The organism is Micromonospora sp. NPDC048169 (genome assembly GCF_040652815.1).
In the GTDB taxonomy this organism is placed as follows: Bacteria; Actinomycetota; Actinomycetes; order Mycobacteriales; family Micromonosporaceae; genus Micromonospora.
This window is the reverse complement of sequence record NZ_JBEZMS010000006.1, coordinates 111,646-135,175: the sequence shown is the minus strand read 5'-3', so window position 1 is coordinate 135,175 and position 23,530 is coordinate 111,646. Positions and strand designations below refer to the sequence as shown.

23 protein-coding genes are annotated in these 23,530 nt (G+C 73.6%); 8 read left to right on the top strand and 15 right to left on the bottom strand.

Translation table 11 applies throughout. The features are described from left to right. Together AB0D28_RS07990 and AB0D28_RS07985 are read right to left on the bottom strand one after the other, a co-directional pair. Complete coding sequence (locus AB0D28_RS07990; RefSeq protein ID WP_357383458.1) at positions 1-999, bottom strand: alpha/beta hydrolase; 999 nt, start codon at positions 997-999, stop codon at positions 1-3. Positions 1,000-1,061: 62 nt separating this feature from the next. Beyond that, the gene (locus tag AB0D28_RS07985) at positions 1,062-3,950 is read right to left on the bottom strand and encodes a hypothetical protein (protein ID WP_357383456.1); all 2,889 of its coding nucleotides are present in this window, start codon (positions 3,948-3,950) and stop codon (positions 1,062-1,064) included. A 149-nt stretch (positions 3,951-4,099) separates the two neighbouring features. Here AB0D28_RS07985 and AB0D28_RS07980 point away from each other — a divergent pair, with 149 nt between their 5' ends. Further along, positions 4,100-4,738: a TetR/AcrR family transcriptional regulator gene (locus AB0D28_RS07980; RefSeq protein WP_357383454.1), complete on the top strand. Its 639-nt coding sequence runs from the start codon at positions 4,100-4,102 to the stop codon at positions 4,736-4,738. A gap of 65 nt (positions 4,739-4,803) precedes the next feature. Next, positions 4,804-5,031, top strand: coding sequence for a DUF3107 domain-containing protein (locus tag AB0D28_RS07975; protein WP_013288692.1), 228 nt, complete (start codon positions 4,804-4,806; stop codon positions 5,029-5,031). Between the two features lie 45 nt (positions 5,032-5,076). On the opposite strand, the gene AB0D28_RS07970 is transcribed toward AB0D28_RS07975, so the two are convergent. Next, complete coding sequence (locus AB0D28_RS07970) at positions 5,077-5,223, bottom strand: hypothetical protein (RefSeq protein WP_357383452.1); 147 nt, start codon at positions 5,221-5,223, stop codon at positions 5,077-5,079. 351 nt (positions 5,224-5,574) lie between these two features. On the opposite strand from AB0D28_RS07970, the gene AB0D28_RS07965 reads away from it, so the two are divergent. Next, entirely contained in the window at positions 5,575-7,245 is a 1,671-nt protein-coding gene (locus AB0D28_RS07965) for a DEAD/DEAH box helicase (protein ID WP_357383450.1), read from the top strand. Positions 7,246-7,418: 173 nt separating this feature from the next. Next, the gene (locus tag AB0D28_RS07960) at positions 7,419-8,567 is read left to right on the top strand and encodes an SAM-dependent methyltransferase (RefSeq protein ID WP_357383448.1); all 1,149 of its coding nucleotides are present in this window, start codon (positions 7,419-7,421) and stop codon (positions 8,565-8,567) included. Between the two features lie 8 nt (positions 8,568-8,575). Here the strand turns inward: AB0D28_RS07960 and AB0D28_RS07955 are convergent, their stop codons facing one another. Next, the gene (locus AB0D28_RS07955) at positions 8,576-9,007 is read right to left on the bottom strand and encodes a hypothetical protein (protein WP_357383446.1); all 432 of its coding nucleotides are present in this window, start codon (positions 9,005-9,007) and stop codon (positions 8,576-8,578) included. Positions 9,008-9,199: 192 nt separating this feature from the next. Here AB0D28_RS07955 and AB0D28_RS07950 point away from each other — a divergent pair, with 192 nt between their 5' ends. Next, positions 9,200-9,619, top strand: coding sequence for a helix-turn-helix transcriptional regulator (locus tag AB0D28_RS07950; RefSeq protein ID WP_026268433.1), 420 nt, complete (start codon positions 9,200-9,202; stop codon positions 9,617-9,619). 24 nt (positions 9,620-9,643) lie between these two features. On the opposite strand, the gene AB0D28_RS07945 is transcribed toward AB0D28_RS07950, so the two are convergent. From AB0D28_RS07945 to AB0D28_RS07930, 4 genes are all read right to left on the bottom strand, one after another. Then, on the bottom strand, positions 9,644-10,666 hold the full coding sequence (locus tag AB0D28_RS07945; protein ID WP_357383443.1) for a hypothetical protein: 1,023 nt from the start codon (positions 10,664-10,666) through the stop codon (positions 9,644-9,646). Then, on the bottom strand, positions 10,659-10,889 hold the full coding sequence (locus AB0D28_RS07940; protein ID WP_302905479.1) for a heavy-metal-associated domain-containing protein: 231 nt from the start codon (positions 10,887-10,889) through the stop codon (positions 10,659-10,661). The genes AB0D28_RS07945 and AB0D28_RS07940 overlap by 8 nt, the downstream gene beginning before the upstream one ends. 146 nt (positions 10,890-11,035) lie before the next feature. Further along, positions 11,036-13,153, bottom strand: a complete 2,118-nt coding sequence (locus AB0D28_RS07935; protein ID WP_357383441.1) for a DEAD/DEAH box helicase — start codon at positions 13,151-13,153, stop codon at positions 11,036-11,038. Beyond that, complete coding sequence (locus AB0D28_RS07930) at positions 13,150-14,973, bottom strand: BTAD domain-containing putative transcriptional regulator (protein WP_357383439.1); 1,824 nt, start codon at positions 14,971-14,973, stop codon at positions 13,150-13,152. The genes AB0D28_RS07935 and AB0D28_RS07930 overlap by 4 nt, the downstream gene beginning before the upstream one ends. 165 nt (positions 14,974-15,138) lie before the next feature. On the opposite strand from AB0D28_RS07930, the gene AB0D28_RS07925 reads away from it, so the two are divergent. Continuing rightward, positions 15,139-15,939, top strand: a complete 801-nt coding sequence (locus AB0D28_RS07925; protein ID WP_357383437.1) for a hypothetical protein — start codon at positions 15,139-15,141, stop codon at positions 15,937-15,939. A gap of 220 nt (positions 15,940-16,159) precedes the next feature. Here the strand turns inward: AB0D28_RS07925 and AB0D28_RS07920 are convergent, their stop codons facing one another. The 7 genes from AB0D28_RS07920 to AB0D28_RS07890 all read right to left on the bottom strand — a co-directional run bounded on the left by AB0D28_RS07920 (position 16,160) and on the right by AB0D28_RS07890 (position 21,596). Then, positions 16,160-17,269: a branched-chain amino acid ABC transporter permease gene (locus AB0D28_RS07920; protein ID WP_357383435.1), complete on the bottom strand. Its 1,110-nt coding sequence runs from the start codon at positions 17,267-17,269 to the stop codon at positions 16,160-16,162. Beyond that, positions 17,266-18,156 carry a branched-chain amino acid ABC transporter permease gene (locus AB0D28_RS07915; protein WP_357383433.1) on the bottom strand — a complete coding sequence of 297 codons (891 nt, stop codon included), beginning with the start codon at positions 18,154-18,156 and terminating at the stop codon, positions 17,266-17,268. Before AB0D28_RS07915 ends, AB0D28_RS07920 begins: the two co-directional genes overlap by 4 nt. Further along, entirely contained in the window at positions 18,153-18,887 is a 735-nt protein-coding gene (locus AB0D28_RS07910; RefSeq protein ID WP_357383431.1) for an ABC transporter ATP-binding protein, read from the bottom strand. Before AB0D28_RS07910 ends, AB0D28_RS07915 begins: the two co-directional genes overlap by 4 nt. Next, positions 18,887-19,630, bottom strand: coding sequence for an ABC transporter ATP-binding protein (locus tag AB0D28_RS07905; RefSeq protein ID WP_357383429.1), 744 nt, complete (start codon positions 19,628-19,630; stop codon positions 18,887-18,889). Before AB0D28_RS07905 ends, AB0D28_RS07910 begins: the two co-directional genes overlap by 1 nt. Positions 19,631-19,633: 3 nt before the next feature. Further along, complete coding sequence (locus tag AB0D28_RS07900; protein WP_357383427.1) at positions 19,634-20,836, bottom strand: substrate-binding domain-containing protein; 1,203 nt, start codon at positions 20,834-20,836, stop codon at positions 19,634-19,636. Positions 20,837-21,051: 215 nt separating this feature from the next. Beyond that, a complete protein-coding gene (locus AB0D28_RS07895; protein ID WP_047894639.1) occupies positions 21,052-21,297 on the bottom strand; it encodes a hypothetical protein in 246 nt (81 codons plus the stop codon). Beyond that, complete coding sequence (locus tag AB0D28_RS07890; RefSeq protein ID WP_355506052.1) at positions 21,294-21,596, bottom strand: DivIVA domain-containing protein; 303 nt, start codon at positions 21,594-21,596, stop codon at positions 21,294-21,296. The genes AB0D28_RS07895 and AB0D28_RS07890 overlap by 4 nt, the downstream gene beginning before the upstream one ends. A gap of 283 nt (positions 21,597-21,879) precedes the next feature. Between AB0D28_RS07890 and AB0D28_RS07885 the strand changes: the two genes are divergently transcribed. Together AB0D28_RS07885 and tcmP are read left to right on the top strand one after the other, a co-directional pair. Continuing rightward, on the top strand, positions 21,880-22,110 hold the full coding sequence (locus AB0D28_RS07885) for a winged helix-turn-helix domain-containing protein (protein WP_357383424.1): 231 nt from the start codon (positions 21,880-21,882) through the stop codon (positions 22,108-22,110). 224 nt (positions 22,111-22,334) lie between these two features. Continuing rightward, positions 22,335-23,510, top strand: coding sequence for a three-Cys-motif partner protein TcmP (gene tcmP, locus AB0D28_RS07880; RefSeq protein ID WP_357383422.1), 1,176 nt, complete (start codon positions 22,335-22,337; stop codon positions 23,508-23,510). Positions 23,511-23,530: the final 20 nt, after the last annotated feature.

Here is a 23,530-nt window from a genome sequence, read left to right as displayed (position 1 = left end):
TCAGCCTGCCATGTCACGCCCCGTTCCGCTCTCCCCCGTGCCGGTGGCGCGCGACGGCGTCGCCTCGGCGAGCAACCCCAGCACCGCCCGCGCCACGGTCCGGGGCACCTCCAGCTGCGCCACGTGCCCGACGCCGTCGAGCATCAGCAGCCGGCTGTCCGGGATCACCCGGGCCGCCTGCGGCGCCACCCGCACGTCGACCAGCCGGTCCTGCCGCCCGCCCACCACCAGCGTGGGCGCCCGCACCGCCGCCGCCTGCCGCCAGAGCGCGCCCTCACCCGGCAGGTACGACCGCAGGAAGCTGCCGACCAGGCCCCGGAACGTGCGCACGTACGCGGCAGCGTAGTGGGCCGCCTCGTACCGGACCCGGATCTCGTCGATCGCCTCCTGCCGGCGCTGCTCGCTGATCCGGGTCAGGTCGGCCACGCACGCCTCCATCACCTGCTGCGCCGTCACCTCCGGGCTGAACTGGGCCAGCCGCCAGGCGGCCAGTCGTTCGCCCCGGGGGATCGCCAGCAACGGCAGCATCCGCCCCTGCAACGAGCGCCGGAAGTCCAGGAACGGCAGGGCGGGCGAGATCAGGGTGAGCGTGCGGACCAGATCCGGGCGCAGCGCCGCCACCCGGACCGAGATCGCGCCGCCCAGCGAGTTGCCGAACAGGTGCACCGGCCCCCTGTCGCTGTGCTCGATCCAGCTGATCACCCGCTCGGCGAAGGACGGGATGGTGTAGCGCGGCCCGGGCTCGCTGCGCCCGAACCCGGGCAGGTCGATCGCCTGGCCGTCCAGCCGGTCCGCGAGCAGGCCGGCCAGGTCGGTCCAGTTCTGCGCCGACCCGCCGAGCCCGTGCACGTACAGGGCGGGCTCCGCGCCGGGCCCGGTGGCCGGGGTGTCGCGGACGTGCACGAGAGTGCCGTCGAGGCGTACGTGCCGGCCGGGCCAGGGCGGCGGGACGTGGTGTGCGGGAAGGCTCTGCTCCGGCCACAGTGCGGCGCGCTTCATGTCTCCAGTCTTCCCCGCCCGCGGCGTACCGCACACCGCACTGTCGTACCGCACACCGGCGCTCAGGACAGCAGCGCCTCCAGCCGCCGGTTCACCGCCGCGAGCGTGGCCCGCACGACCGCCTGCCGGGGATCCCCGGCCACCAGCGCCGAGCCGGCCAGCTGTTCCACCCAGCCGTCGCAGACCAGCAGCACCACGACAGTCGCCACCTCGCAGTTGCCGAACGGCACCACGGCGGCGTGCTCCACGAAGCAGCGGCCCCGCTCACCGGCCGGGACGCTCCCACCGAGCAGTTCGTCCACCGCGGCGGCGGCGGCCACCGCGCAGAGCCGCAGCACGTACCCGTCGACAGCCGGCCCGGTCGCGTGGCCCTCGGCCGTCCGGTCGCCCGCGACCAGGCGCACCTCGGTGGTGGCGTCCAGGCCGAACGTGCTCACCAGGACGTGCTCGATCACCACCCGGGGGCCCGGCAGGCCGCCGGTGTCCAGCGGCCGCGACGGCGCGGTCTCCGTCGTGGTCATCTGACCACCGGAGTACGACGTACCGAGCGTGACCGGGCTGCCGGTGGACATGCCGGTCGGCGCGGCGGCGAGCGACGTCTCGTCCACCGTGGCCCGGCCCCGGTGGGTGGCCTGACGGCGGCGGCGCGGCGGCTCGTCCCCGTCGGCCGGCGCCTCGGCCGGACGCACGAGCCGGTCCGCGCCGAACCGCGCGTCGCCGGAGCGGTTCGCGGCCGGACGGACCACGCCGGTACGCGCCGGCGTCTCGTCGCCGCCCGGCTCGTCACCGTTGGGAGCCTGGGCACGGGGCTCGCCCGGCTCGGGCTGCGCGGCACGGGCCTCGCCCGGCGTGGCCTGCGCCCCGGGAGCCCGGGTCTCGCCCGCGCGCGTCTCACCGGAGCGGTCCAGCCGGGCCGACCGGCGGCGCAACTGGGCCGGTGGCGGCACGGCCGGCGCACCGGGCAGGTTCTGCGGGGCGGCGGCCAGGCCCATCCGTTCCTGGAGCAGCCGGGCCACCAGGCGGCTCACCTCGGCCGGGTCCGCGCCGTCGGACAGGTCCAGCCGGAGGCTGTGCGCGCCGGCCGGGGTACGGCGCAGCGCGGCGTCGCGTACGCCCGCCACCTCCCGGACCGCGTCGAGGATCGCGTTGACGTCGAAGCCCTCCGGCCGCTCCCGCAGTGGCGCGGGTTCGTCGTCACGGCGCAGGTGGGTGGCGATGCGGGCGAGTTCGGGGGTCTCGGCGGACGGTTCCGCTGCCGGTGGCTCCGGCACGACTGGCACGTCCGGTTCCGAGGGGACGCGCTGCGGCAGCACGGGGGACGGTTCCTCCGGTCGGGGCTCGGCGACCGCGTCGGCGGCCGGCACCGGTTCCGGTGCGGACCGGCGGGCCGCGTAGGGAGGGGCGCTCGTCGGGTGGGGCGCGGGGGTCTGGTCGGGGCACGGCGTGCCGCTCGTGGCGGGAACGCCGGAGACCTGCGGGGCGGTGGCCGCCGGTTCGGCGGCGGGCGCCGGGGCGTATCCACCGGCGGGCGCGGGCGGCGCACCGGTTACCGGCGGCGCACCGGGCGCGGGCGGGACACTCGCCGGCCCGGGACCGGGGGGCGTGATCAGCGGCGGGACCGGCACCGGCGGCGCGGCCCACGAGGGTCGCTCGTAGCCGCGCGGCGGCTCGGCGTCGCCCCGCGGCAGCCGGAACGGCCGGGTCGCCTCGACTGTCGGCTCCGGCCCGGCCGGCGGCTCGTACCCGCGCGCCGGCTCGGGCCCGGCACCCGGCTCGTACTGCCGGGGCCCCTCGGACTCGGCGGACTGCTGGTACGACCGCGCCGCCTCGGGACCGGCGGACTGCTGGTACGACCGCGCCGCCTCGGACGCGGGGACCGGCTCGGCGCGCGGCGGCTCGTATCCCCGTACCGGCTCGGGCCGGGGTGGCTCGTAGGCGGCGGGCGGCTCGACGCGGGCCGGCTCGTACGGCCGCACCGGCTCGGGCGCCCACTCGGCCGCGCGGTCGTCGCGGACGGTGCGGTGGGCGGCGCTGTCGTCCGCCCACTCCCGCCGCTCGGCGGCGGGCTCCTCGGTGCGGCGGGCCGGTGGCTCCTCGGACCGGTCAGCCGGCGGCTCGTCGGTGCGGGCCCACGGCGGAGCCCAGCCGTCACCCCAGCTCGGGCGGTTCCAGGACGGCCCCGACCAGTCCGGTTCGGCGGCCCGCGGGTCGTCCGGCATCTGAGGATCGGCGGCGGCCCGCGGCTCGGCGGCGGCCGCCCGGCTCTCGGGCGGGTGGACCTCGCCCGGTGCGTGCTCCGGCCGGCTCGCCGCCGGCGCCGGAGTGACCGGCCGGTCGGCCCAGCCCCGGGACAGTGACGGGGTGGATTCGGTGTTCGGCGCGTGGAAACCCGGCGGCACCTCGAAACCGGAGGCGGCGGCACCGACCGGCGGGACCTGGAGGGCCGGGGGCGCGGAGGCCGGCCCGCTGTCGGCCCAGCGCGGCGCCCGGGTGGCCGGGTCGTCGGCGGCGTGCCGGGAGCCGGTGACGTCGCCCGGGTCGGTCTGCTGTTCGATCGTGGGCGCCGGGCGCGGGGCCGGGACGGCCAGCCGTTCGCCGTCGGCGGGCCGGGGCGGCTCGTCCGCGGGCGGGGCACTGACCGGCGCCTGGCGGGTCACTGGCGACTCCTCACCGGCGTGGTGCACGCCGTTGACGTGGCGGCCGTTGGCGCGGGCCGGTTCCGGCGCGGAGTGGCCGGGCAGCGGGGCCGGCAGGTCGCCGTGCCGGGGCGAGGAGGCGGCCCAGCCGCCGAGGTCGCCGTAGGGCCAGCCGCCGGGCGCCGGAGCGCCGCGGGACCAGCCGTTCGGCGGGGGCGCCCAACCGCCGCCGGCACGGGCCGGGTCGTCCTGCTGGCCCGTCCCGTCGCCGTGCTCTCCCGGGGTGGCGGCTCCGGGTTGCCCTGTTTCACTCACCGCGCGCTCCTTGGTCGCCCCCGCTGAGGCTACCGTGTGGTGACAGTGGCGATAAGTTACAGCGGCGGGCCAATTCCGCGACGGGTTCACGAACCCGGACCGGTTCGGGTGATACGTGCCGGCTCGTACGCAGATACTCGGAGGATCCGATGACCGCAGTGGGGAACGGTGCACAGACCGCCGGTCGGCCCACCCGCCTGCCCCGCTCGGCGCGACGTAAGCAGCTGCTCGCCGCCGCCCAGGAGGTGTTCGTCGCGCAGGGCTACCACGCCGCCGCGATGGACGACATCGCCGAGCGGGCCGGTGTCTCCAAGCCGGTGCTCTACCAGCACTTCCCCGGGAAGATGGAGCTCTACCTCGCGCTGCTGGACACGCACTGCGACGCGATAGTCGCAAACGTGCAGGCGGCGATGAGCGGCACCAACGACAACAAGGAGCGGGTCGGCGCGGCGGTGCGCGCGTACTTCGACTTCGTCGACCACGAGAGCGAGGCGTTCCGGCTGGTCTTCGAGTCGGACCTGCGCAACGACCCGGCGGTGCGGCAGCGGGTGGAGCGGGTCGAGCAGGGCTGCATCGCGGCCATCACCGACACGATCATCTCGGACACCGGAGTCAGCCGCTCACGCGCCGAACTGCTCGCCTCGGGCCTGGTCGGTGCCGCCGAGACGGCCGCCCAGTTCTGGCTGGCCGGCGGCCGGCAGGTGCCCAAGGCGGAGGCCGAGGCGCTGGTCGCAGCCCTGTCCTGGCGCGGCATCGCCAGCTTCCCGCTGCAAGGTGAGTCAGCCTGAACATCGGGCCGCCGGATCGGATAGCCTTCCCACGGTGGCTTTTTCGCCCCAGTTGAGGAGGCACAGTGGAGGTCAAGATCGGCGTGCAGTACGCGCCGCGGGAGCTGGTCCTGGAAAGCGCGCAGTCGCCGGCCGAGATCGAGCAGATCGTGACCGACGCCTTCGCCAAGAGTGAGGGCACCCTCTCCCTGACCGACGAGAAGGGCCGGCGCGTGATCGTGCCGGTCGGCAAGGTCGCCTACGTCGAGATCGCCGAGGCCTCGCCTCGCGCGGTCGGGTTCACCGTTCGCTGATTCCCGCGGCACCGGCCGCCGTGGCGGGCCTCCCGCCACGGCGGCTCAGTTGTTCGACCACACCGCTGTCGTCCGCGCGGCGTGCGCCCCGGTCAACCGGCGCAGCAGCCCCGGCGCATCGAGTGCGCCCCGGTGGGCGGCGGGCATCCGCCCCGCCTGGGAGAGCGCCTCACCGAGCAGCCGTCGGGCCACATCGACAGCCTGCCGACAGCCCGGGATCAGCCTCGATCGCGGCCGCGCCCCTCTCGCTGAGCGCGGCGCGGCGCAGGCCGTGCGCGTCGTATCTGTGACTCAAGTCACAACAGCGCGCCCCGCGCGCAGGGCCACCACCTGGGAATCGGGACGACCCAGTGACCGTTCAGGTAGGATGAGACAGTTGCCGTGGGCACCGATTCGGTCACTTTGCTGATCAACGCCGGTCCCCGACGCGCGTGCGGCCCGGTCCGGCTCGGCGAACTCGCCCCTGACCGCGTGGCCCGCGCCACACCGATCGCGCCCTGAGGACCTGAGGGGCGCACCACGAGAGGGCACCCCCAAATCCATATGAGCGAGCAGATTTCCGGCCAGCCACTGGCCCCCACCGCTCCGGTCCCCCCGGAGGCACCCACGTTCGCCGCGCTCGGCGCGCGGCAGGAGACAGTCGAGGCGCTGGCCGCCGCCGGCATCACCCGCGCCTTCGCCATCCAGGAGTACGCGCTGCCGATCGCGCTGCGCGGCGTCGACCTGATCGGTCAGGCGCCGACCGGCACCGGCAAGACGCTCGGCTTCGGCATCCCGCTGCTGGAGCGCGTGTTCGCCCCGTCCGAGGGCAGCGACGGCGTCCCGCAGGCGCTGGTCGTCGTACCCACCCGCGAGCTGGGCATCCAGGTCGCCAAGGACCTCGACGCCGCCGGCCGCACCCGGGGCGTCCGGGTGCTGCCGATCTACGGCGGCGTGGCGTACGAGCCGCAGATCGAGGCGCTCCGCAAGGGCGTCGAGATCCTGGTCGGCACCCCGGGCCGCCTGCTGGACCTGCAGAAGCAGAAGCACCTGCGCCTCGACCGGGTCCGCGCGCTCGTCCTCGACGAGGCCGACCGCATGCTCGACCTGGGCTTCCTGGACGACGTCGAGAAGATCCTGGCGATGCTGCCGGAAGACCGGCAGACCATGCTCTTCTCGGCCACCATGCCGGACCCGATCGTCGCGCTGTCCCGGCGCTTCCTGCGCCGCCCGGTGACCATCCACGCCGGGCACACCGCCGAGACCGGCCCGTCGCCGCAGACCAAGCAGCTCGCGTACCGCACGCACTCGCTGAACAAGGTCGAGATCGTGGCGCGCATCCTCCAGGCCGAGGGCCGCGGGCTGACCATGATCTTCACCCGTACCAAGCGGGCTGCCGACCGGGTCGCCGAGGATCTCGACTTCCGTGGCTTCGCCGTCGCCGCCGTGCACGGTGACCTCGGGCAGGGCGCGCGTGAGCGGGCGCTGCGGGCGTTCCGGGCCGGCAAGATCGACACCCTGGTCGCGACCGACGTCGCGGCCCGGGGCATCGACGTCACCGGCGTCACCCACGTGATCAACTACGACTGCCCCGAGGACCAGGACACCTACACCCACCGCATCGGCCGTACCGGCCGGGCCGGGGCCACCGGTGTCGCTGTGACGTTCGTCGACTGGGACGACATGCCCCGCTGGCGGATCGTCGACAAGACGCTCGGGCTGGACATGCCCGAGCCGCCGGAGACGTACCACACCTCCGCGCACCTCTACACCGACCTGGACATCCCGACGGGGATCAGCGGCACCCTGCCGACCGCCGAGCGCACCCGCGCCGGCCTGTCCGCCGAGGTCGAGGAGGACCTGGGCGGCGGTGGCCGGGCGCGCCGGGGCGCGCGGCGCGGCGACAGCCGGGGCCGCGAGCGCGGCGAGGGGCAGGGCCGTGACCGCGGTCGTGGCCGGCGTGACGAGGGCGGTTCGTCCGCCGGGTCGTCCGCACCGCAGGCCGACGCCGGGGACGACGAGACCTCGCGTACGCCGCGTCGGCGCCGTCGCCGCCGGGCCGGCGAGACGGTGGCCGGTGAGCCGACCGCGGTGATCGGCACCGAGGGCGCGGCCGAGACCGCCGCTGCCGCACCGCAGCCCGCGGAGGGCGAGGCGGCGAGCAAGCCGCGTCGCCGCCGTCGCCGCCGCGGCGGCAGCACCGGCGTGCCCGCCGAGGCGACGAACGCCGACTGACCGACACCCACGGAAACGGCCTCCCGGACCCCGGTCCCGGAGGCCGTCCCCGTCCCGCCCCCACACTGCGACGATCATGAAGTTGACGGTGCGGCACGCCGTGCGCGCCGCCGCCAACGTCATGGTCGGCGGAGCGTCGGCGGGCAGGGCGGAAGCACGAGAGGTAGGTAGGGATGGCTGAGGCCTTGGACTCGGCGCTGGCTGAGGTGCGGGCGCTGCTGCTCGCGCCGGGGCTGACCCGCGCGGTCGCCGCCGGGCGCCGTCGTGGGCAGCGTCCCTCGGTGGTACGCGCGGAACTGCGGCCGGTCACGCTGAAGGCCGGCCCCCGGTTGCAGATCGCCGTCTCCGACGGCTCACGACCGCACACCCGCAACGTGGCACCTGGCACGGAGGCCGGCGCGGCGGTCGACGAACTGCTCGCCGAGCCGTTCGGCAACTGGCACGTCGAGACCGCCGACGCCACGCTCCAGCTCCGGGTCACCAAGTCCGGCGAGGCGCAGGTGCACCGCGCGGCGGCCAGCCGTCCGGCCGTCGAGCCGGGCGGGCACGACCGGGCCAAGGAGTGGCTGCTCGACCCGGGTGATCCCCTGTTCCGCGAGATCGGCGGCTCGGCGGCCAAGCGCCGCCAGGTCGACGCGTTCCTGCGTGCGCTCGCGGCCACGCTGCCCGACGACCTCACCGGCCCGCTGCGGGTGGTGGACCTGGGCTGCGGCAACGCGTACCTGACCTTCGCCGCCTACCGCTATCTGGTCGGGCGCGGCCTGGACGTGACCCTGGTCGGGGTGGACGTCCGCGAGGACCAGCGCCGCCGCAACACCGAGCTGGCCGAGCGCCTGGGCTGGTCCGACCGGGTCGGTTTCGTGGCCGGCACCATCGCCGAGGCGCCGGTCGACCCGGCGCCCGATCTGGTGCTGGCGCTGCACGCCTGCGACACCGCCACCGACGAGGCGCTGGCCCGGGCGGTGCGCTGGGAGGCCCGCTGGGTGCTCGCCGCGCCCTGCTGCCACCACGACCTGGCCGCGCAGTTGCGGGCCGGGCCGGCGCCCGCGCCGTACGAGCTGCTGACCCGGCAGGGCATCCTGCGGGAACGGTTCGCCGACGTGCTCACCGACGCGGTACGCGCCGCGCTGCTGCGCCTGCACGGCTACCGCGCCGAGGTGGTGGAGTTCGTCGACTCCCAGCACACGCCGCGCAACCTGCTGATCCGGGCGCGGCGGACGGCCGGCGCCCCGACCGACGGGCAGCGGGCCGAATATCGCGAACTGGTCGACCAGTGGGGCGTCACGCCCCGGCTGGAGACGCTGCTGGCCGAGGCGCGCTGACCGGGGGCCTACCGTCCCAGGTCGCCCCGGTTGCGGTCACCCCGGTCGAGCACCGACACCCGCTCACCGGAGCCGCGGCTCGGGGCCTGCTCGGCGTCGTGGGAGACGCTCGGGAACGGCACCACCTTCCCGCGCTGCTCGCCGTTCCCGGCGGCGGCGAAGGCGTTCCACGAGATGTCGACGAGCAGTCGCTTCAGTTCGGCGTGCCGGACGGCGGCGTTGCGCTGCAACGCCATCCGAGCGCCGAGCACCACCGAGACCAGCGTGGTGCAGATCGCGCCGGTCGCGGCGATCAGGTGTACGCCCGTCGCGTCGCCGCCGCGTACCGCCAGCACCAGTAGCCAGAGCCAGAAGCCGAGCGCGAACACCGCGGCCTTGGCCACGAAGAAGAGACTCACCGCGCCAGGGCGATGCGGCACGGAACGGTCCGGCTCGGCCATGCTGCTCCTCCATTTCGGTTCCCAGGGTTCCCCATTTTCTTACCCGAAGCAGATTACCCGAACCACACTTCCGCATTGATCGGTCCTGCCAGCGGGCCCTCCGGGCCGATCAGTCGGTTACTTCTCCCGCCGGGCGTACTACGCTCGATGGGCGAGCCGGGCCACCGGAGGAAGGGGACAGATCCACCAGGGATGGGTTCCGCAGACGTTTCACCGCAGATGGCCTTCGCGCGCTTCGTACGCCGGGCCATCGATGCCGCACGCGAGGAACGCGGCTGGACGGTGACCGACCTCGCCACCCACACCGGCGTGGGCCGTTCCACTGTGTTCCGCTGGCTGGCCGGAGACTGGCAGGACTATCCCGAGCTCGCCAAGGTGCGCGGCTTCTGCGCCGCCCTCGACCTGCCCGTGGCGGCGGCGTTCCGCGCGCTCGGGCTGCCCGACGCCGGGCCGGTGCCCCGCCGCCGTGGTGCCGAGGACGGCCCGGTGGAGGCCGACGTGCGGGTGATCCTGGACCGGCTCGCCGACCCGAACGTGCCCGCCGAGGAGAAGCACCACATCCGCGATCTGCTCCGCTACCTGGCCCGCCGCCCGGTCCGCCGGGCCGGCTGACCGACCGGGGCAGCGGCCCTCGGCTCAGGCCACTGTCAGCGTGAACTCGGCGGTCCGCACCACACCGCCGACCTGAAAGTCCAGGAACATCCGGTAGCTCCCCGGCCCCGGCGCGGTCAGCCAGAACGTCACGTCGTCGCCGTCGCGCACCGGCTCCGGGTGTACGTGCAGGTAGCCGAGATCGCCCTCGCGCAACGCCACAAGGTGCCCGTACGCACCGAGGTACGGCTCCAGCGACGCCGCCGCGCCGTCGGCGCCGGTGACCCGGAACCGCAGCGGCACCGCCTTCCCCACCTCCGGCGTGCCGGTGTGGGCGACGGTGAACCCGTCGACGGTGGCCGACGTGGCGGCGGCGGGCAGCGGCCGGGGCTGGTACGCGCCGGCCGCGGTCAGGTCGGCGCCGAGCACCACGGCGACCTGGCGGCCGTCGTCGGCGACCGTGGTGAAGTCGGCGTACATCCGCCAGGGACCCGCCTCCGGCGACGTGATCGGCACCGACCAGGTGCCGTCGGCGGCCATCGTCGGGTGCAGGTGCCGGTAGCCGCTGAGGTCACGCCGGACCATGATCACGTGCATCGGCTTGTCGTGCACGACGGCGAACCGGGTGACCGCCCGGCGCTGGTCGTCGCGGATCTGGAAGCGCAGCTCACCGGCGCGGCCCGCGACCAGCTCGGTCGACGGCACGAGCGTGTAGCCGGCCGAGGTGATCGACAGCCCCGTCGCGCCGTCGCCGCCGCCCTGGGTGACTGTGGCGCCGTCGTGCGTGTGCGCGCCGGTCCCGGGCGCGTGGGCGTGCGCACCGCCGTCGCCGGTGGCGACTCCCCCGGCCGTCGCGCCCGCGGACCGCACCGCCTCGGCCGGCGCGTTCATCCGCCCGAGGCCGAAACCGAGCAGTACGGCGAGCACCAGGCCGCCCACCACCATGGCCAGCCGCAGCGTCTCCCGGTCCACCGCGTCGCCGGGCCCTGTCGCGGGAGCGCCGGAACCGGCCTCGGCGTCGTCGGGGACGACGCCGGTGCCGGACGTGACCGACAACGACTCAGGCACCGCCGCCGACCAGCTCGTAACCCGCCTCGTCCACCGCGGCACGCACGGACTCGACGGACAGCGGCGCCGCGCTGGTGACGGTGGCGGTGCCGCTCGTCAGATCGATCCGGACCTCGTCGACACCGGGCAGCGCGGACAGCTCCTCGGTCACCGCCTTGACGCAGTGTTCGCAGGTCATCCCGGTCACGGTGTACGTCTGGACGACGGGTCGCTGCTCGGTCATGACCCCACGGTACCGCCGCCCGGACGCGGGCCGGACGACGGTCCGCCGACGGTGGTGACGCTCGCATTCCGCCCGGTCCGGGAACTTTCCGCCGCGAGCCGCGAACCGGCCGCGAACCCGCCGCGCCGCGAACCCGCCGCGACGGGTCAGCCGGCGACCGCGAGCGCCAGCGGCAGCACGTCCGGGGCGCCGGACCGGCGCAGCAGCCGCGCCGCCGTCGCCATCGTCCAGCCCGAGTCGACCAGGTCGTCCACCAGCAGCACCGGACCGTCCAGCCCCGGCAGCGCGCCGGCCAGGTCGTCCGGCAGGTGGAAGGCGCCGTGCAGCGCGCGTACCCGCTGGGCGCTGTTGCCGCGCGGCCCGCCACCGCCAGGCCCGGCCGGGACGACGTGGCCGAGCAGCGGAAGCCGGCCCACGGCGGCGATCCGCTCGGCCAGCGAGCCGACCAGCAGCGGTCGCGTCCGGGAGCCGACCGCGACCACGCCGGCGGGCCGCCGGGGCCACGGGTCGTCGCCGTGCGCCCACGCCTTCAGCACCTCGACCACGGCGGCCACCACGTCGTCGGGCACCGGGCCGTCCGGCGCCTCCGGCCCGACCAGCCCGCGCAGCCGCCCGCCCCACCCCAGGTCGGACAGGCGCCCCACGGCCCGGCCGGCCAGCGCCTGCTCCGCCGGGGGGATGCGGCCCTTCAGGGGTACGCCGACCGCCTCCAACCCGGTCGGCCAGAGCTTCTTCGGCGGGATCGGCACGCCGGGGCGCCCGAGGAACGTCTGCGCGGCGGTCAGCGCCGCCTCGGTGACCTCGGCGTCGAACAGCGGACCGGCGCAGTTGTCGCACCGCCCGCAGTCCTGCGCCCCGGTGTCGTCCAGCCCTTCCCGCAGGTAGCGCATCCGGCAGCGGGACGTCGAGGCGTACTCCCGCATGGCCCGCTGCTCGGCGGCGCGCGCGTCGGCGACGCGCCGCAACCGGGCCTCGTCGTAGACCCACGGCTCGCCGGTGGCGAGCCAGCCGCCGCGTACCCGGCGGACCGCGCCGTCCACGTCGAGCACCTTGAGCATCAGCTCCAGCCGGGTCCGGCGCAGGTCGACCACCGGTTCCAGGGCCTGGGTGGAGATCGGCCGCTCGGTGTCCAGCGCGGCGAGCACGGCGCGGACCTGTTCCTCGGGCGGGAAGGCGAGCGAGGCGAAGTACCGCCAGATCGCCGCGTCCTCCACGCCGGGCAGCAGCAGCACCTCGGCGTGCTCGACGGCCCGGCCCGCGCGGCCGACCTGCTGGTAGTAGGCGATCGGCGAGGGCGGAGCGCCCAGGTGCACGACGAAGCCGAGGTCGGGCTTGTCGAAGCCCATGCCGAGCGCGCTGGTGGCGACCAGCGCCTTGATCTTGTTGTCCAGCAGGTCCTGTTCGGCGGCCCGCCGGTCGGCGTCCTCGGCCTGCCCGGTGTAGGACGCGACCGACCAGCCCCGGCCGCGCAGGAACTCGGCCGTCTCGGTGGCCGCCGCCACGGTGAGCGTGTAGACGATCCCCGAGCCGGGCAGCCGGTCCAGGTGGTCGGCCAGCCAGGCCAGGCGGTGGGCCGGGCTCGGCAGATCGAGTACGCCGAGGCGCAGCGACTCCCGGTCCAGCGTGCCCCGCAGCACCAGCGCGTCGCCCAGTTGCTCGGCCACGTCCTGCGTGACCCGGGCGTTGGCGGTGGCGGTGGTGGCGAGCACCGGCGTGCGCTCGGGCAGGTTGGCCAGGAACGTGCGCAGCCGCCGGTAGTCGGGGCGGAAGTCGTGCCCCCAGTCGGAGACGCAGTGCGCCTCGTCCACCACGAGCAGCCCGGTGGTGGCGGCCAGCTTCGGCAGGACGCCGTCGCGGAAGTCCGGGTTGTTCAGGCGTTCCGGGCTGATCAGCAGCACGTCGACCGCCCCGGCGTGGATCTCGGCGGTGATCTGGTCCCACTCGTCCAGGTTCGCCGAGTTGATGGTGCGTGCCCGGATGCCGGCCCGGGCGGCGGACTCGACCTGGTTGCGCATCAGCGCCAGCAGCGGCGAGACGATCACCGTCGGCCCGTGCTGATTCCCCTCCCGCAGCAGCGCGGTGGCCACGAAGTAGACGGCCGACTTGCCCCAGCCGGTGCGCTGCACGCAGAGCACCCGCCGCCGGTCGACCACGAGCGCCTCGATGGCCCGCCACTGGTCCTCGCGCAGCCGGGCGTGGTCACCCGCCAGCCGCCGCAGCACCGCCTCGGCGCGTTCCCGGACGGCCATCCGATCCTGGCTCATCCGGCATTTCTACCAGGGGCGGCCGGCGTCACCGGCGGACCGGGCTGCGGCGCGGGCGGCAGGAAGACAAGCAGTTCGCGCAGCACGTCGGTCGCCGCCGCCGGCAGCAGGCACCGCGAGGCCAGCTCCTCCATCGACGTGTACGGGCCACGCAGCCTCCGGTCGACCACCACGTGCTGTGCCTGCGACCGGGTCAGTCCCGGCAGCCCGACGATCACCTGGTCCGGCACCGAGTTGACGTCCACCAGTCCGCCGTCGTCGTACGCGCGGGGCAGGTCGGGGCGCCCGATGCGCAGGTCGTCGCGGGCCGACGGGTACTGGTAGAGCAGGTAACGGGCGTACTCCCGGCGCAGCCGGTTGCGGTCCGCGTACGGCCGCCCCCGCCAGAGGCCGCGCAACCAGGCGAGCAGCCGGCCGTTGAGCAGCACCACGTGCGGGACGCCCGCCGCCCAGGCGGCCAGCCAGATCGCCATCAAGGTGATCTCGGGTGCGGTGACCTCCTCGGACTCGCTGCTGCCCAGGACCGTCACGAACGTCACGGCCACGGTCAGGTAGCAGACGGCGGCGACGACGCTGCCCCAGCTGCGCCGCCAGAAGCCGTACAGCAGCACCACCAGCCAGGTGAGCATGCCGAACGAGAGCAGGGCGGTGAGCGCACCGCCCACCGTCACGACGACGCTCAGCCACCCCGGCACACCGGACGGACGCCCGGTCGGCGGCACGGCGCCGAACAGCGGTGCGACGGGGGGCGAGACCCAGGCCGGCAGGCCGGCAGGCGGCTCGCCGGCCGGTGACTGCGGGAGCGGACCGCCCGGCTGCGCGGAGACGGTGAACTGGACCGGCACGGTGAGCCGGGCCGAGACCGGCGCCGCAGCGGTGGGCGGAAACGAATTCTCGGCCGGATCAGTGGGCAGCGGCCGGCCCGGCGCCTCGGCGGGGCTCGTGAGCGACGGTGGAGCCGGTGCGCCGGTGGGGGTACCGGCGGCGACCGGAAGCGGCTCCGGACGGCCCGTCCACCTCCCGTCCGGCCCGGCCCGCTCCGGACGCGCCAGGAGGCCCGGATCGGCGCGGAGGATCCGCCGGTGCAGATCCTGCAGCGGTTCGCCCGGTTCGATGCCGTACTCGTCGCGGAGCAGCCCGGCGTAGTCGCGGTAGGCGGCCAGCGCCTCGGCCTGCCGACCGCTGCGGTGCAGCACCAGCATGAGCTGCTGGCGCAGTCGCTCCCGGACCGGGAACTCGGTGACCAACTCGACCAGGCGTCCGACCAGCTCGCCGTCCCGGCCGTCGGCCAGTTCCAGGTCGGTACGCGTCTCCAGCGCGACCGCCCGCATCTCCACCAGCCGGTGCCGGGCCGCGTCGAAGTACGGGCCGGCGAACCCGGTGAACGGCTCCCCCTGCCACAGGTCCAGCGCGGCGCTCACCTCGGCCAGCGCCTCCGCCGTACGGCCGCCCGCCTGCGCCGCCCGCGCACGCTGCACGCCCCGTTCGAAGCACACCACGTCCACCGCCTCGGGCGGCACGCGCAACAGGTAGCCCGCGTCGGTGAGGGTGAGCACCCGGCCCGGCGTACGCGGCGACCGGTCGGGTTCCAGCACCCGGCGCAGACCGGCCACGTACTTCTGCACCACGTTGAGGCCGTTCACCGGTGCCTCGTCCGGCCAGACCGCCTCGACGATCTGCCCGGTCGGGACGGGACGGCCGGCGGCGAGCAGCAGCACGGCCAGCACCGCCCGCTGCTTGGCCGGGCCCAGGTCGAGCGGACGGCCGGCGTACCAGGCCCGCTGCGGGCCGAGCAGTTCGAAGCGCAGCGCCTCTGACATGCGAGTTTCCGCCCCCGTACCGGCTGCCGTCGCCCACTGTGGCCGACGGCAGTCGGACGGCAGCATATCGGCAGCGGGGCCGCCGTGACGGCTGCCGATACTTACCCGGCAACAATCACCTGGGAAAGTGAGTCGAACACCATGACGCAGCGATTCGGATCCGTCGTGAAACTCCGGCGGATCGCGGCTCTCGCGACGGCCGTACTGGCCACCACCGTCCTGGCCGCCGGGTGCGGGACCGGCGACGCCACCGAGAGCGCCGGGCCGGCCCCGAGCCCGTCGGCCGACCCGAAGGCCACGCTGCTGGCCGCCGTGCCGGACGAGAACGACCCGGCCTTCCGGTTCACCACGATCGAGGGCGCGGACAAGTTCGACGGGGTGGTCGACCCGGCGGCGCGCGGCCTTGAGCTGTCCATGTCGGAGAAGAGCAAGGACCCGGAGTTCACCATGGGGATGACCTTCCGCGTGATCGAGGAGGACATCTGGATGCGGGTGAAGATCACCGGAATGGCCGGCCTGCAGGACATGATGAAGCTGCCGAAGCGCTGGATGCTCCTGGACCGCACCAAGCTCGACGACACCTCGGAGGTGCCGGTCTACCAGAACGCCGACCCGGCCAACATGGGCGGTGTCATCCGGACCGCGGAGACTGTCGAGGACCGGGGCGACGGGACGTACGCCGGGTTCGCCGACCTGACCGCGAGCGCGGACATCCGCGAGAGCTTCACCACCGTGGACGTGGACGCGCTCGGTGACGCGGCGAAGAAGGTGCCGTTCACGGCCGTGGTCGGGCCGGACGGGAACCTCACCTCGCTGACCCTTGAGGTGCCGGCCGCGGGCAAGAAGAAGGCGATGAAGCTGGTCGCCAAGTACTACGACTTCGGCAAGGCGCCGAAGATCAGCGCGCCGACGGGCGCGCAGGTGCAGAAGGCGCCGGCGTCGGCGTACGAGATGCTCAACGGCTGACCACGACGCACGCGCGGGGGCGGGGGCCACACGGGGGGCCGCCGCCCCTCGCGCGTGCCCCACCGCTCCCTCCCACTCCCTCCCCGCCTCCCCGCCTCCCGCCATCCCGCCATCCCCGTTGATCAAGGAGTTTGCGTCATCCTGGCCGTGGAATCAGGACACAAACTCCTTGATCAACGGAGCGGGAGAGGGGCGGAGGGGCGGGTGGGCCGGGAGAGGGTCAGCGGGGGCGGCGGAGGGCGGTCAGCAGGGGGGTTACGCGGGAGCGCAGGCTGGCCAGGCCGCCGGGGAAGAAGTAGACGGCCAGGATGAACACGGTGCCCAGGACGAACAGGGGCTGGCTCAGCGGGTGGCTGAGGAACGCGGGCAGGCTGTTCACCGCGTCGCTGCTGCCGAACGCGGTGAGCCGGTGGTCCAGGTACATGTAGAGGACACCGCCCAGCACCGGCCCCCACCGCGTGCCGGGGCCGCCGAGCACCACCATGACCAGCAGCGACAGCGTCAGCTCCGACGAGGTGATGTGCGGGCTGGCGCCGCCGACGATCAGCACGTAGACCACCCCGCCGGCCGACGCGAGACCACCGGCGAGCGTGAACGCGACGAGCTTGAACCGGTACGGGTCGAGCCCGAGCACCCCGATGCGCCGCTCGTCGTCGCGCAGCCCGGCCAGCACCCGCCCGGTCGGCGAGGCGCTGACCCGGTGCACCACGAGGACCACGATCGCCAGGTACGCCAGCGCCAGCCAGTATAGGTTCACCGTGTTGGTGACCCCCACCAGAGCAGCCGGCAGTCCGGAAACGTCCAGCGGCAGGCCCTCCTCGCCGCCGGTGAGGCCGCCGAAGTCGCGGGCCACCAGGATCGCCCCGACCTGCGCGAACGCCAGCGTCACCATGGCGAACGCGATGCCCACCGTCCGCAGGGCCACCGCACCGAGCAGCGCGGCCAGGGTGGTCCCGCCGATCACCGTGAGCACTGCCGCCTGCCACAGCGGCAGCCCGGCCTTGGTGACCAGGATGTCGGTGCCGTACACGCCGGCGGCGAAGTAGAGCGCGTGGCCGAAGGAGAGCATCCCGGTACGCCCGAACAGCAGGTCGTATCCGGCCGCCAGCCCGCCGAAGACAAGGCAGATGGCGAGCAGTTGCAGCGTGCCGGGCGAGTTCAGCGGCCCCTCGAAGATCCCGGGCAGGTGCAGCGTGGAGTACGGCAGGATCGCCGCCACCGCCAGCGCCACGAGCGGCAGGTACGGGCGCAGTCCGTGCCAGCGGGAACGCCCGGGGGTCAGTTCGTCGGGCACCTGCGCCCCAGGCGCGTCGACCACCGAGTTGGTCATGCGTGAGCCACCTTTCCGGCCAGGCCCTGCGGACGCAGCAGCAGCACCACGGCGAGCAGACCGACCACGCACAGGTCACCCAGGCCGGACGTGCCGTAGTAGTTGACGAACTGTTGCAGCAGCCCCACCGCGACCGCCGCGTACGCGGACCCGACCACCGAGCCCATCCCGCCGATCACCACCACGATGAAGGCGAAGATCAGCAGCGAGCCGCCCTGCCCCGGCGAGACGGTGCCGAAGTAGACGCCGCCGAGCGCGCCGGCCAGCGCGGCGGCGGCCCCGCCGATCGCGAAGACCAGCGTGAACGCCTTGCGCACGTCGATGCCGAGCGCGGTGACCATCTCCCGGTTCTCCACGCCGGCCCGGATGATCAGGCCGTACCGGGTCCAGCGCAGGAACGCCAGCAGCGCGCCGAGCACCACAGCGGCGGCGATGATCAGCAGCAGCCCGGCGTTCGGCACCTGCGCGCCGAGCACCGATGTCACGCCCCGGCTCCAGTCCGGACGCGGGAACGGTCGCGGGTCGGCGCCCCAGGTGGCCTGGAGCAGCGCCACCCCGGCGAGCGACAGGCCGACGGTGACGAGCACCTGCTCGATCGTGCGGGAGTAGAGCGGCCGGATCAGCACCAGCTCCACGAGCACCGCGACGAGCGAACCGGCCAGCACGCCGAAGACGACAGCGAGCACGAAACCGAACCCGTCCGGCCCGGCGCCGGGCAGGTTGCCCGCCGCCCACCACGTCGCGTACGCGCCGACGCCGAGGAACAGCCCGTGCGCGAAGTTGAGCACGTCGGCGAGGCCGAACACCAGGGACAGGCCGGAGGCCACGAGGAAGTAGAGCGCCGCCAGGCCCAACCCGGTCAGCGTCAGCAGGACCACTGTGTTCACGCGTGCACCTCCCCGGAGCCAGAACCCACACCGAGCAGCGACTTCGTCAGCGCGGTCTCCAACAGCAGTTCCTGGGCGTCGCCGGTCCACGCGACCTTCCCGGCGGAGAGCACCACCGCGTCGGTCGCCAGCCGCCGTACCACCGCCAGGTTCTGCTCGACCAGCAGCACCGGCACGGATTCCGCCACCCGTTCCAGCACCTCGGCCACCTCGGTCACCACCTTCGGCGCCAGCCCCTTCGTCGGCTCGTCGACGAGCAGCAGCCGGTTGTCGTTGAGCAGCACCCGGCCGATCGCGAGCATCTGCTGCTGCCCGCCGGAGAGCGAGCCGGCCCGTTGCCGTCCGCGCCGCTCCAGCTCCGGGAAGAGCGAGAAGACCTTGTCGTACGCGGGCGCGACGCCCCGCCGTTCGGCGAGCCGCAGGTTCTCCGCGACGGTGAGCGCGGCGAAGACGCAGCGGTCCTCCGGCACGTAGCCGAGGCCGTCGCGGACCAGCCGGTGGGTGGGGCGGGCGAGCAGGCTGCGCGCACCCATCCGCACGGTCCCGCGTACCTCGCCGCCGCGCGGCGTCAGCCCGACGATCGCGCGCAGCGTGGTGGTCTTGCCGACGCCGTTGCGCCCGAGCAGCACCGTGACGCCGGTCGGCGCGACCTCGAACGACACCCCCTGGAGGATGTGCAGCCCGGCGATCCGCACGGACAGGTCCGCCACGGACAGGACAGGTTCCGCCATTAGAGGGCCTCCCCCAGGTACGCCTCCTGCACGGTGGCGTTCGCCATCACCGTGTTCGGGGTGTCGCATGCCAGCAGCGCGCCGTGGTGCATCACGGCGATCCGGTCGGCCAGCTCCAGGATCACGTCCATGTGGTGTTCCACCATGAGCACCGCCCGGCCGCTGTCGCCGGTCAACGACTTGATCACGCTGACCAGCTCGGGCACGTCCTCGGCGCTCACCCCGGCCATCGGCTCGTCCAGCAGCATCACCCGTGGTTCACCGGCGAGCAGCAGCGCGATCTCCAGCTTGCGCTTCTCGCCGTGGGCCAGGGTGCCGGCGAGCGCCGTACCCCTGTGGTGCAGGCCGACCCGATCGAGCGCCGCGTCGGCGGCGGCGGCCACCTCCCGGTCGGCCGCCGCCCGCCGCCACAGCTTCATCGAGCCACCCCGGTGTGCCTGTACGGCGAGCCGGACGTTCTCCCGCACGCTGAGCGAGCCGAAGACCGAGGACGCCTGGAAGGTACGCCCCAGTCCGAGCCGGGCCCGCCGGTGCGGCGCGAGCGCGGTGATGTCCGCGCCGTCCAGCAGGACAGTGCCCTCGGTGGGCCGGCGCAGGCCGGTGATCAGGTTGAACAGGGAGGTCTTGCCGGCGCCGTTGGGCCCGATCACGCCGAGGAACTCCCCCGGCGCCAGATCGAGGTAGACGGAGTCGACGATGGCGACCTCACCGATCCGCCAGGTCAGACCGCGGGTGGCGAGCACGGGTCAGCCCTTCATCTGCGCGACCGGCGGCGCGCTCTCGTCACCGGTGAGCGACTTCTGCGCGGTCGCCGTGAAGGCGGTGCCGCTGCCGGAGAGCTTGGCCTGGTACATCGGCTGGAGCAGGGCGTGGTCCTCGGCGCGGATCTTCATGGTGCCCTTGACGCCCTCGAACTCCCAGCCCTCAAGCGCCTTGACCATCTTCTCCACGTCGTCGCCGCCCTCCTGCACGGCGCGGACGACCATCTGCGCGGCGGCGAACCCGTCCGGGTGGAACAGGTCGAGCGTGCCGCCCGGCACCTTCGCCTTCGCGGCCTTGGCGGCCTCGGTGTCGCTGGCCCCGTCGAAGTAGTGCGACAGGAACGAGATCTTGCTGCCGGCCGCGCCGAACGTCGGCCAGGAGGCGCGGATGTCCAGGCCGGTGACGACAGTGGTGGAGGCGAGGACGCCCTGCTGGTCGAGCGTCTGCCACATGGCGCCGGCGGTGGTGCCGGCCCAGGCGACGAAGAGCAGGTCCGGCTTGGCGGCCTTGATCTGGCTGGCGAACGGCGTGAACTCGGTGGCGCTGGCCGGTGCCCGGACGCTGCTCACGTTCGCGCCCGCACCGCCGATCACGGCCTTGACGGCGGCCTCGTTCGCGTCGCCGAACGCGCCGTCCTGCGCGAACACGACGACCTTCTTGCCGCCCGCGTCGCCGATGAACGACCGGGCGGTCACCACGTCCTGCCAGGACTGCCGGCCGGAACGGAACGTGTACTTGTTCGCGCCGGTCACCGCGTCGGTGGCGGCCGGGCCGGAGATGAACAGCACCTTGTTCTGCGCGGCGATCGGCGCGACCTGGAGCGCCACCCCGGACGAGGTGGACCCGGCGATGATCTTCGTACCCTTGCCGATCAGGTCCTTCGCGGCGGACACGGCCTTGGCCGGGTCGCCCGCGTCGTCGGCCTCGCTCACCTCGATGGTGCGGTCACCGACCTTGCCGGTGCCCTTGGTGGCGAAGTCGAGGCCGGCCTTGAAACCCTCGATGTACTGCTTGCCGTAGCTGGCGAGCGGCCCGGACTGGGAGTAGACCAGACCGACCTTGACCGGGGCGGCGTCGCCGCCGCCGGATGCGGTGTCCTGCGGGCTGCCACAGGCGGTGGCGGCCAGAGCGACCGCCACCGAGGTGGCAGCGGTAAGGAACACCCGTCGCGTGTGCCGGATCGTCATTGCGACTCCAGGTGAGGACAGGGGAATGTCAGTTGTCGGCTCACGCTAGAAGTGACGTCACCCACGGGCTATGTGGTCGGCGCACACAAGTCCCCGTGACGGGGTGGCCGCTCGTTACAACGCCGGACATCGCCACGTAACCGCGCCGACCCCGGATGGCCGTACCCACCACGCGCAGCTCGCCGGGAATGTCGGCCCACGCCATCGCGCGCCGGTCACCGCCCGCCGCAGTCCCCGTCGTGGTCGGCCGCCCGTGCGCACCGCCGGCCACCGTCGCGCGGCCGGTCGCACCAGACCCAGTGGCGTACGGACTGCTCGTCCTCCCGCGACACGGTCGTCCCGGCGCGCTCCACGTCGGCCAGGAACCCGAGCGCCCGGCAGATGGCACGCGCGAACCCCCGCGCGCCGTCGAGGTCGGCCGCGAGAACCGGCAGGTGTACGACGAACCGCTCCCGGCTCACCGCTGCGCGCCCGGAGTGAACCGGGACTGCCAGCTCTTGAGCGCCGCCTTGATACGCGTGTTCTCCTCGGCGTACCGGGACGCGTCGCGCCGGGCCAGCGCCAGGTCACCGGCCACCCGGTAGAGGAAGGCGTGCACCTCCGCCGGGTCGAGCCCGTGCCGCACGGTGCGGAACCTCCGCTCGCGGATCTGTCCGACGCTCAGCGGCCGGCACGACTCCGAGCGGTACCAGCCCTGGTTGGGCGGCCCGCCCTTGCCACGTCGCCGGGTTGGCTGGAACAGGTTGAGCACGTTACGCACGCCGATCCTCCTCACCGAGCCGTGGAGGCGGCCCGCCCGCAGACAGGGGACGCGGGCGGGCCGCCGACCCCGAGACCGCAGCCCGTTCGGCGGTACGACCCCGGAGCCCAATCCGGGTCCGACTCCCGAGGTTTGCCGAACCAACCGGAGCCGGACGCGCCTCAACCTACACCAGTATCTGGTTATGCGCGAGCCTCCACTCTCGACGTGCTGGGCAACTTGTTGCAGTTACTTGTGCAGGTAGGGCAGGATCGGATTTGCCGAACCAACCGGAGTCCCCACCATGCCCACAGCAGAAGCACCGTTCCGCCGTATCGCCAACGACATCGCCGCGAAGATCAAGAGTGGCGAGCTGAAGCCGGGCGACCGACTGCCCTCGACACGTGAGTTGGCCGAGACCTACGGCGTCCACATGAACACGGCCTACCGTGCGATGTCATTGCTGCACGATCGCGAGCTGATCACCGGCCAGCCCGGCCGAGGCACCTACGTAGCCGAACCGTCAAACCGCTAGAACTCGCCCTGGATCTTGAGTCGCGCCATACAGGGCAGGACACCATGGTGTTGTCAGATCATGGACTTCGCCCGGCCCGTTGCGCATCCGACCAAGGGCGTCACTGCTGCTCACCGGCACACTCGGCGGCTTGAGCACCCTCCGGCAACCCAACGACGGCCAGCGTGAGCCATTACTCAAAGCTATCTTCACATCACTGAAAGCAAGTGGCGTGGGGAGGGCTCTTGTCCGCGAACGAGGAATTCTTCCGCTCCAAGAAGGCAGCGGCCGCGCTCAAGCACGGCATCCTCAAGCGCTATCCAGTGGTGTTCGCGTCCAAAACGGGCCAGGGCAACCCGATCGTCTTCCTGGACGGCTACGCCGGCAGGGGCGAGTACGACGGCGGGGAGCCGGGTTCACCGCTGCTCCTGTCCCGGTGCGCCGAGTTCGTTCAGGGCTTCCGCGACGTGCTGGCGTTCTTCGTCGAGCAGGAACCGGACAGCTACGCGAACCTGGAGCAGGTCCTTCGCGACAAGGGTGGCCCAGTCCAGCGTGAACTGCGCCAGGGCAGCCTCGACCAGCACCTCCCCGAGTTGTTGGCTCGGGCCAAGGGCGCCTCGCTCTTCGCCTTTCTCGATCCCTTCGGCCCAGCCCTCGATTTCGACCTGATCCGCACCCGACTGCTCGGTCGACCCAATTGGCCACCTACCGAGGTGTTGCTGCACTTCAGCGTCTCCACCGTGGCCCGGATGGGGCGTGCCGTCCACGTCGCCGGCCAGCGGCCGGGCGGCCTGTCGGGGAGCGAACAGAAGACCGCCGCGCGACTGGATCGGTTCCTCGGCGGGCCCTGGTGGCGCGGCTATTTCGCCCAGGTGTCAGACGCGCAAGATGACGAGCGCGCCACGGACGTCGCACTGCGGGTCGCGGACAGGTACGCCCGGAACCTCACCGAGGGATCGGACTACCAAGCGGTGCGGATGCCCGTGCGGCCACGGCCCGGCCTCGCGCCGAAGTACGTCCTCACTCTGTTCACCAGGCACGGCGAAGGTGCCTGGCACTTTGCCGACACCCTGGGCAAGGCGGGTGTCGAATGGGAAGAGGCGTGGGTGAGGGAACAGCTACGCCGAGGCGATCACCTGGCTGACACGTTGTTCGGCGACGGTCCTGTCTTCGATGCCGAGCAGTACAAGGCCGAGAACGCCCAGCGCTGGTCGGGGACGATCGAGCGGAACCTCGTGAAGATGCTGGACCGGCATGTGTCTTGCAAGATCATGGATCACGTGCCTGAGGTCTACGGTGAGGTGCTCGGACAGGCCTGGGCCCCTCACGTGCGGCAAGCCGTCAAGGCGCTGCATCGGCAAGGCCAGATCAGCTGCCCTGGCACGGGCGACTTCTGGAAGGAGGTCGTCTGGCGCCCATGACGGGATCGCCTGACCTCTGC

What these genes read in the sequence shown, in the direction of transcription:
- AB0D28_RS07990 (WP_357383458.1), bottom strand. Translation starts at nt 999, where the DNA reads ATGAAGCGCGCCGCACTGTGGCCGGAGCAGAGCCTTCCCGCACACCAC.
- AB0D28_RS07980 (WP_357383454.1), top strand. Translation starts at nt 4,100, where the DNA reads ATGACCGCAGTGGGGAACGGTGCACAGACCGCCGGTCGGCCCACCCGC.
- AB0D28_RS07965 (WP_357383450.1), top strand. Translation starts at nt 5,575, where the DNA reads ATGAGCGAGCAGATTTCCGGCCAGCCACTGGCCCCCACCGCTCCGGTC.
- AB0D28_RS07960 (WP_357383448.1), top strand. Translation starts at nt 7,419, where the DNA reads ATGGCTGAGGCCTTGGACTCGGCGCTGGCTGAGGTGCGGGCGCTGCTG.
- AB0D28_RS07955 (WP_357383446.1), bottom strand. Translation starts at nt 9,007, where the DNA reads ATGGCCGAGCCGGACCGTTCCGTGCCGCATCGCCCTGGCGCGGTGAGT.
- AB0D28_RS07950 (WP_026268433.1), top strand. Translation starts at nt 9,200, where the DNA reads ATGGGTTCCGCAGACGTTTCACCGCAGATGGCCTTCGCGCGCTTCGTA.
- AB0D28_RS07940 (WP_302905479.1), bottom strand. Translation starts at nt 10,889, where the DNA reads ATGACCGAGCAGCGACCCGTCGTCCAGACGTACACCGTGACCGGGATG.
- AB0D28_RS07935 (WP_357383441.1), bottom strand. Translation starts at nt 13,153, where the DNA reads ATGAGCCAGGATCGGATGGCCGTCCGGGAACGCGCCGAGGCGGTGCTG.
- AB0D28_RS07930 (WP_357383439.1), bottom strand. Translation starts at nt 14,973, where the DNA reads ATGTCAGAGGCGCTGCGCTTCGAACTGCTCGGCCCGCAGCGGGCCTGG.
- AB0D28_RS07920 (WP_357383435.1), bottom strand. Translation starts at nt 17,269, where the DNA reads ATGACCAACTCGGTGGTCGACGCGCCTGGGGCGCAGGTGCCCGACGAA.
- AB0D28_RS07910 (WP_357383431.1), bottom strand. Translation starts at nt 18,887, where the DNA reads ATGGCGGAACCTGTCCTGTCCGTGGCGGACCTGTCCGTGCGGATCGCC.
- AB0D28_RS07900 (WP_357383427.1), bottom strand. Translation starts at nt 20,836, where the DNA reads ATGACGATCCGGCACACGCGACGGGTGTTCCTTACCGCTGCCACCTCG.
- AB0D28_RS07885 (WP_357383424.1), top strand. Translation starts at nt 21,880, where the DNA reads ATGCCCACAGCAGAAGCACCGTTCCGCCGTATCGCCAACGACATCGCC.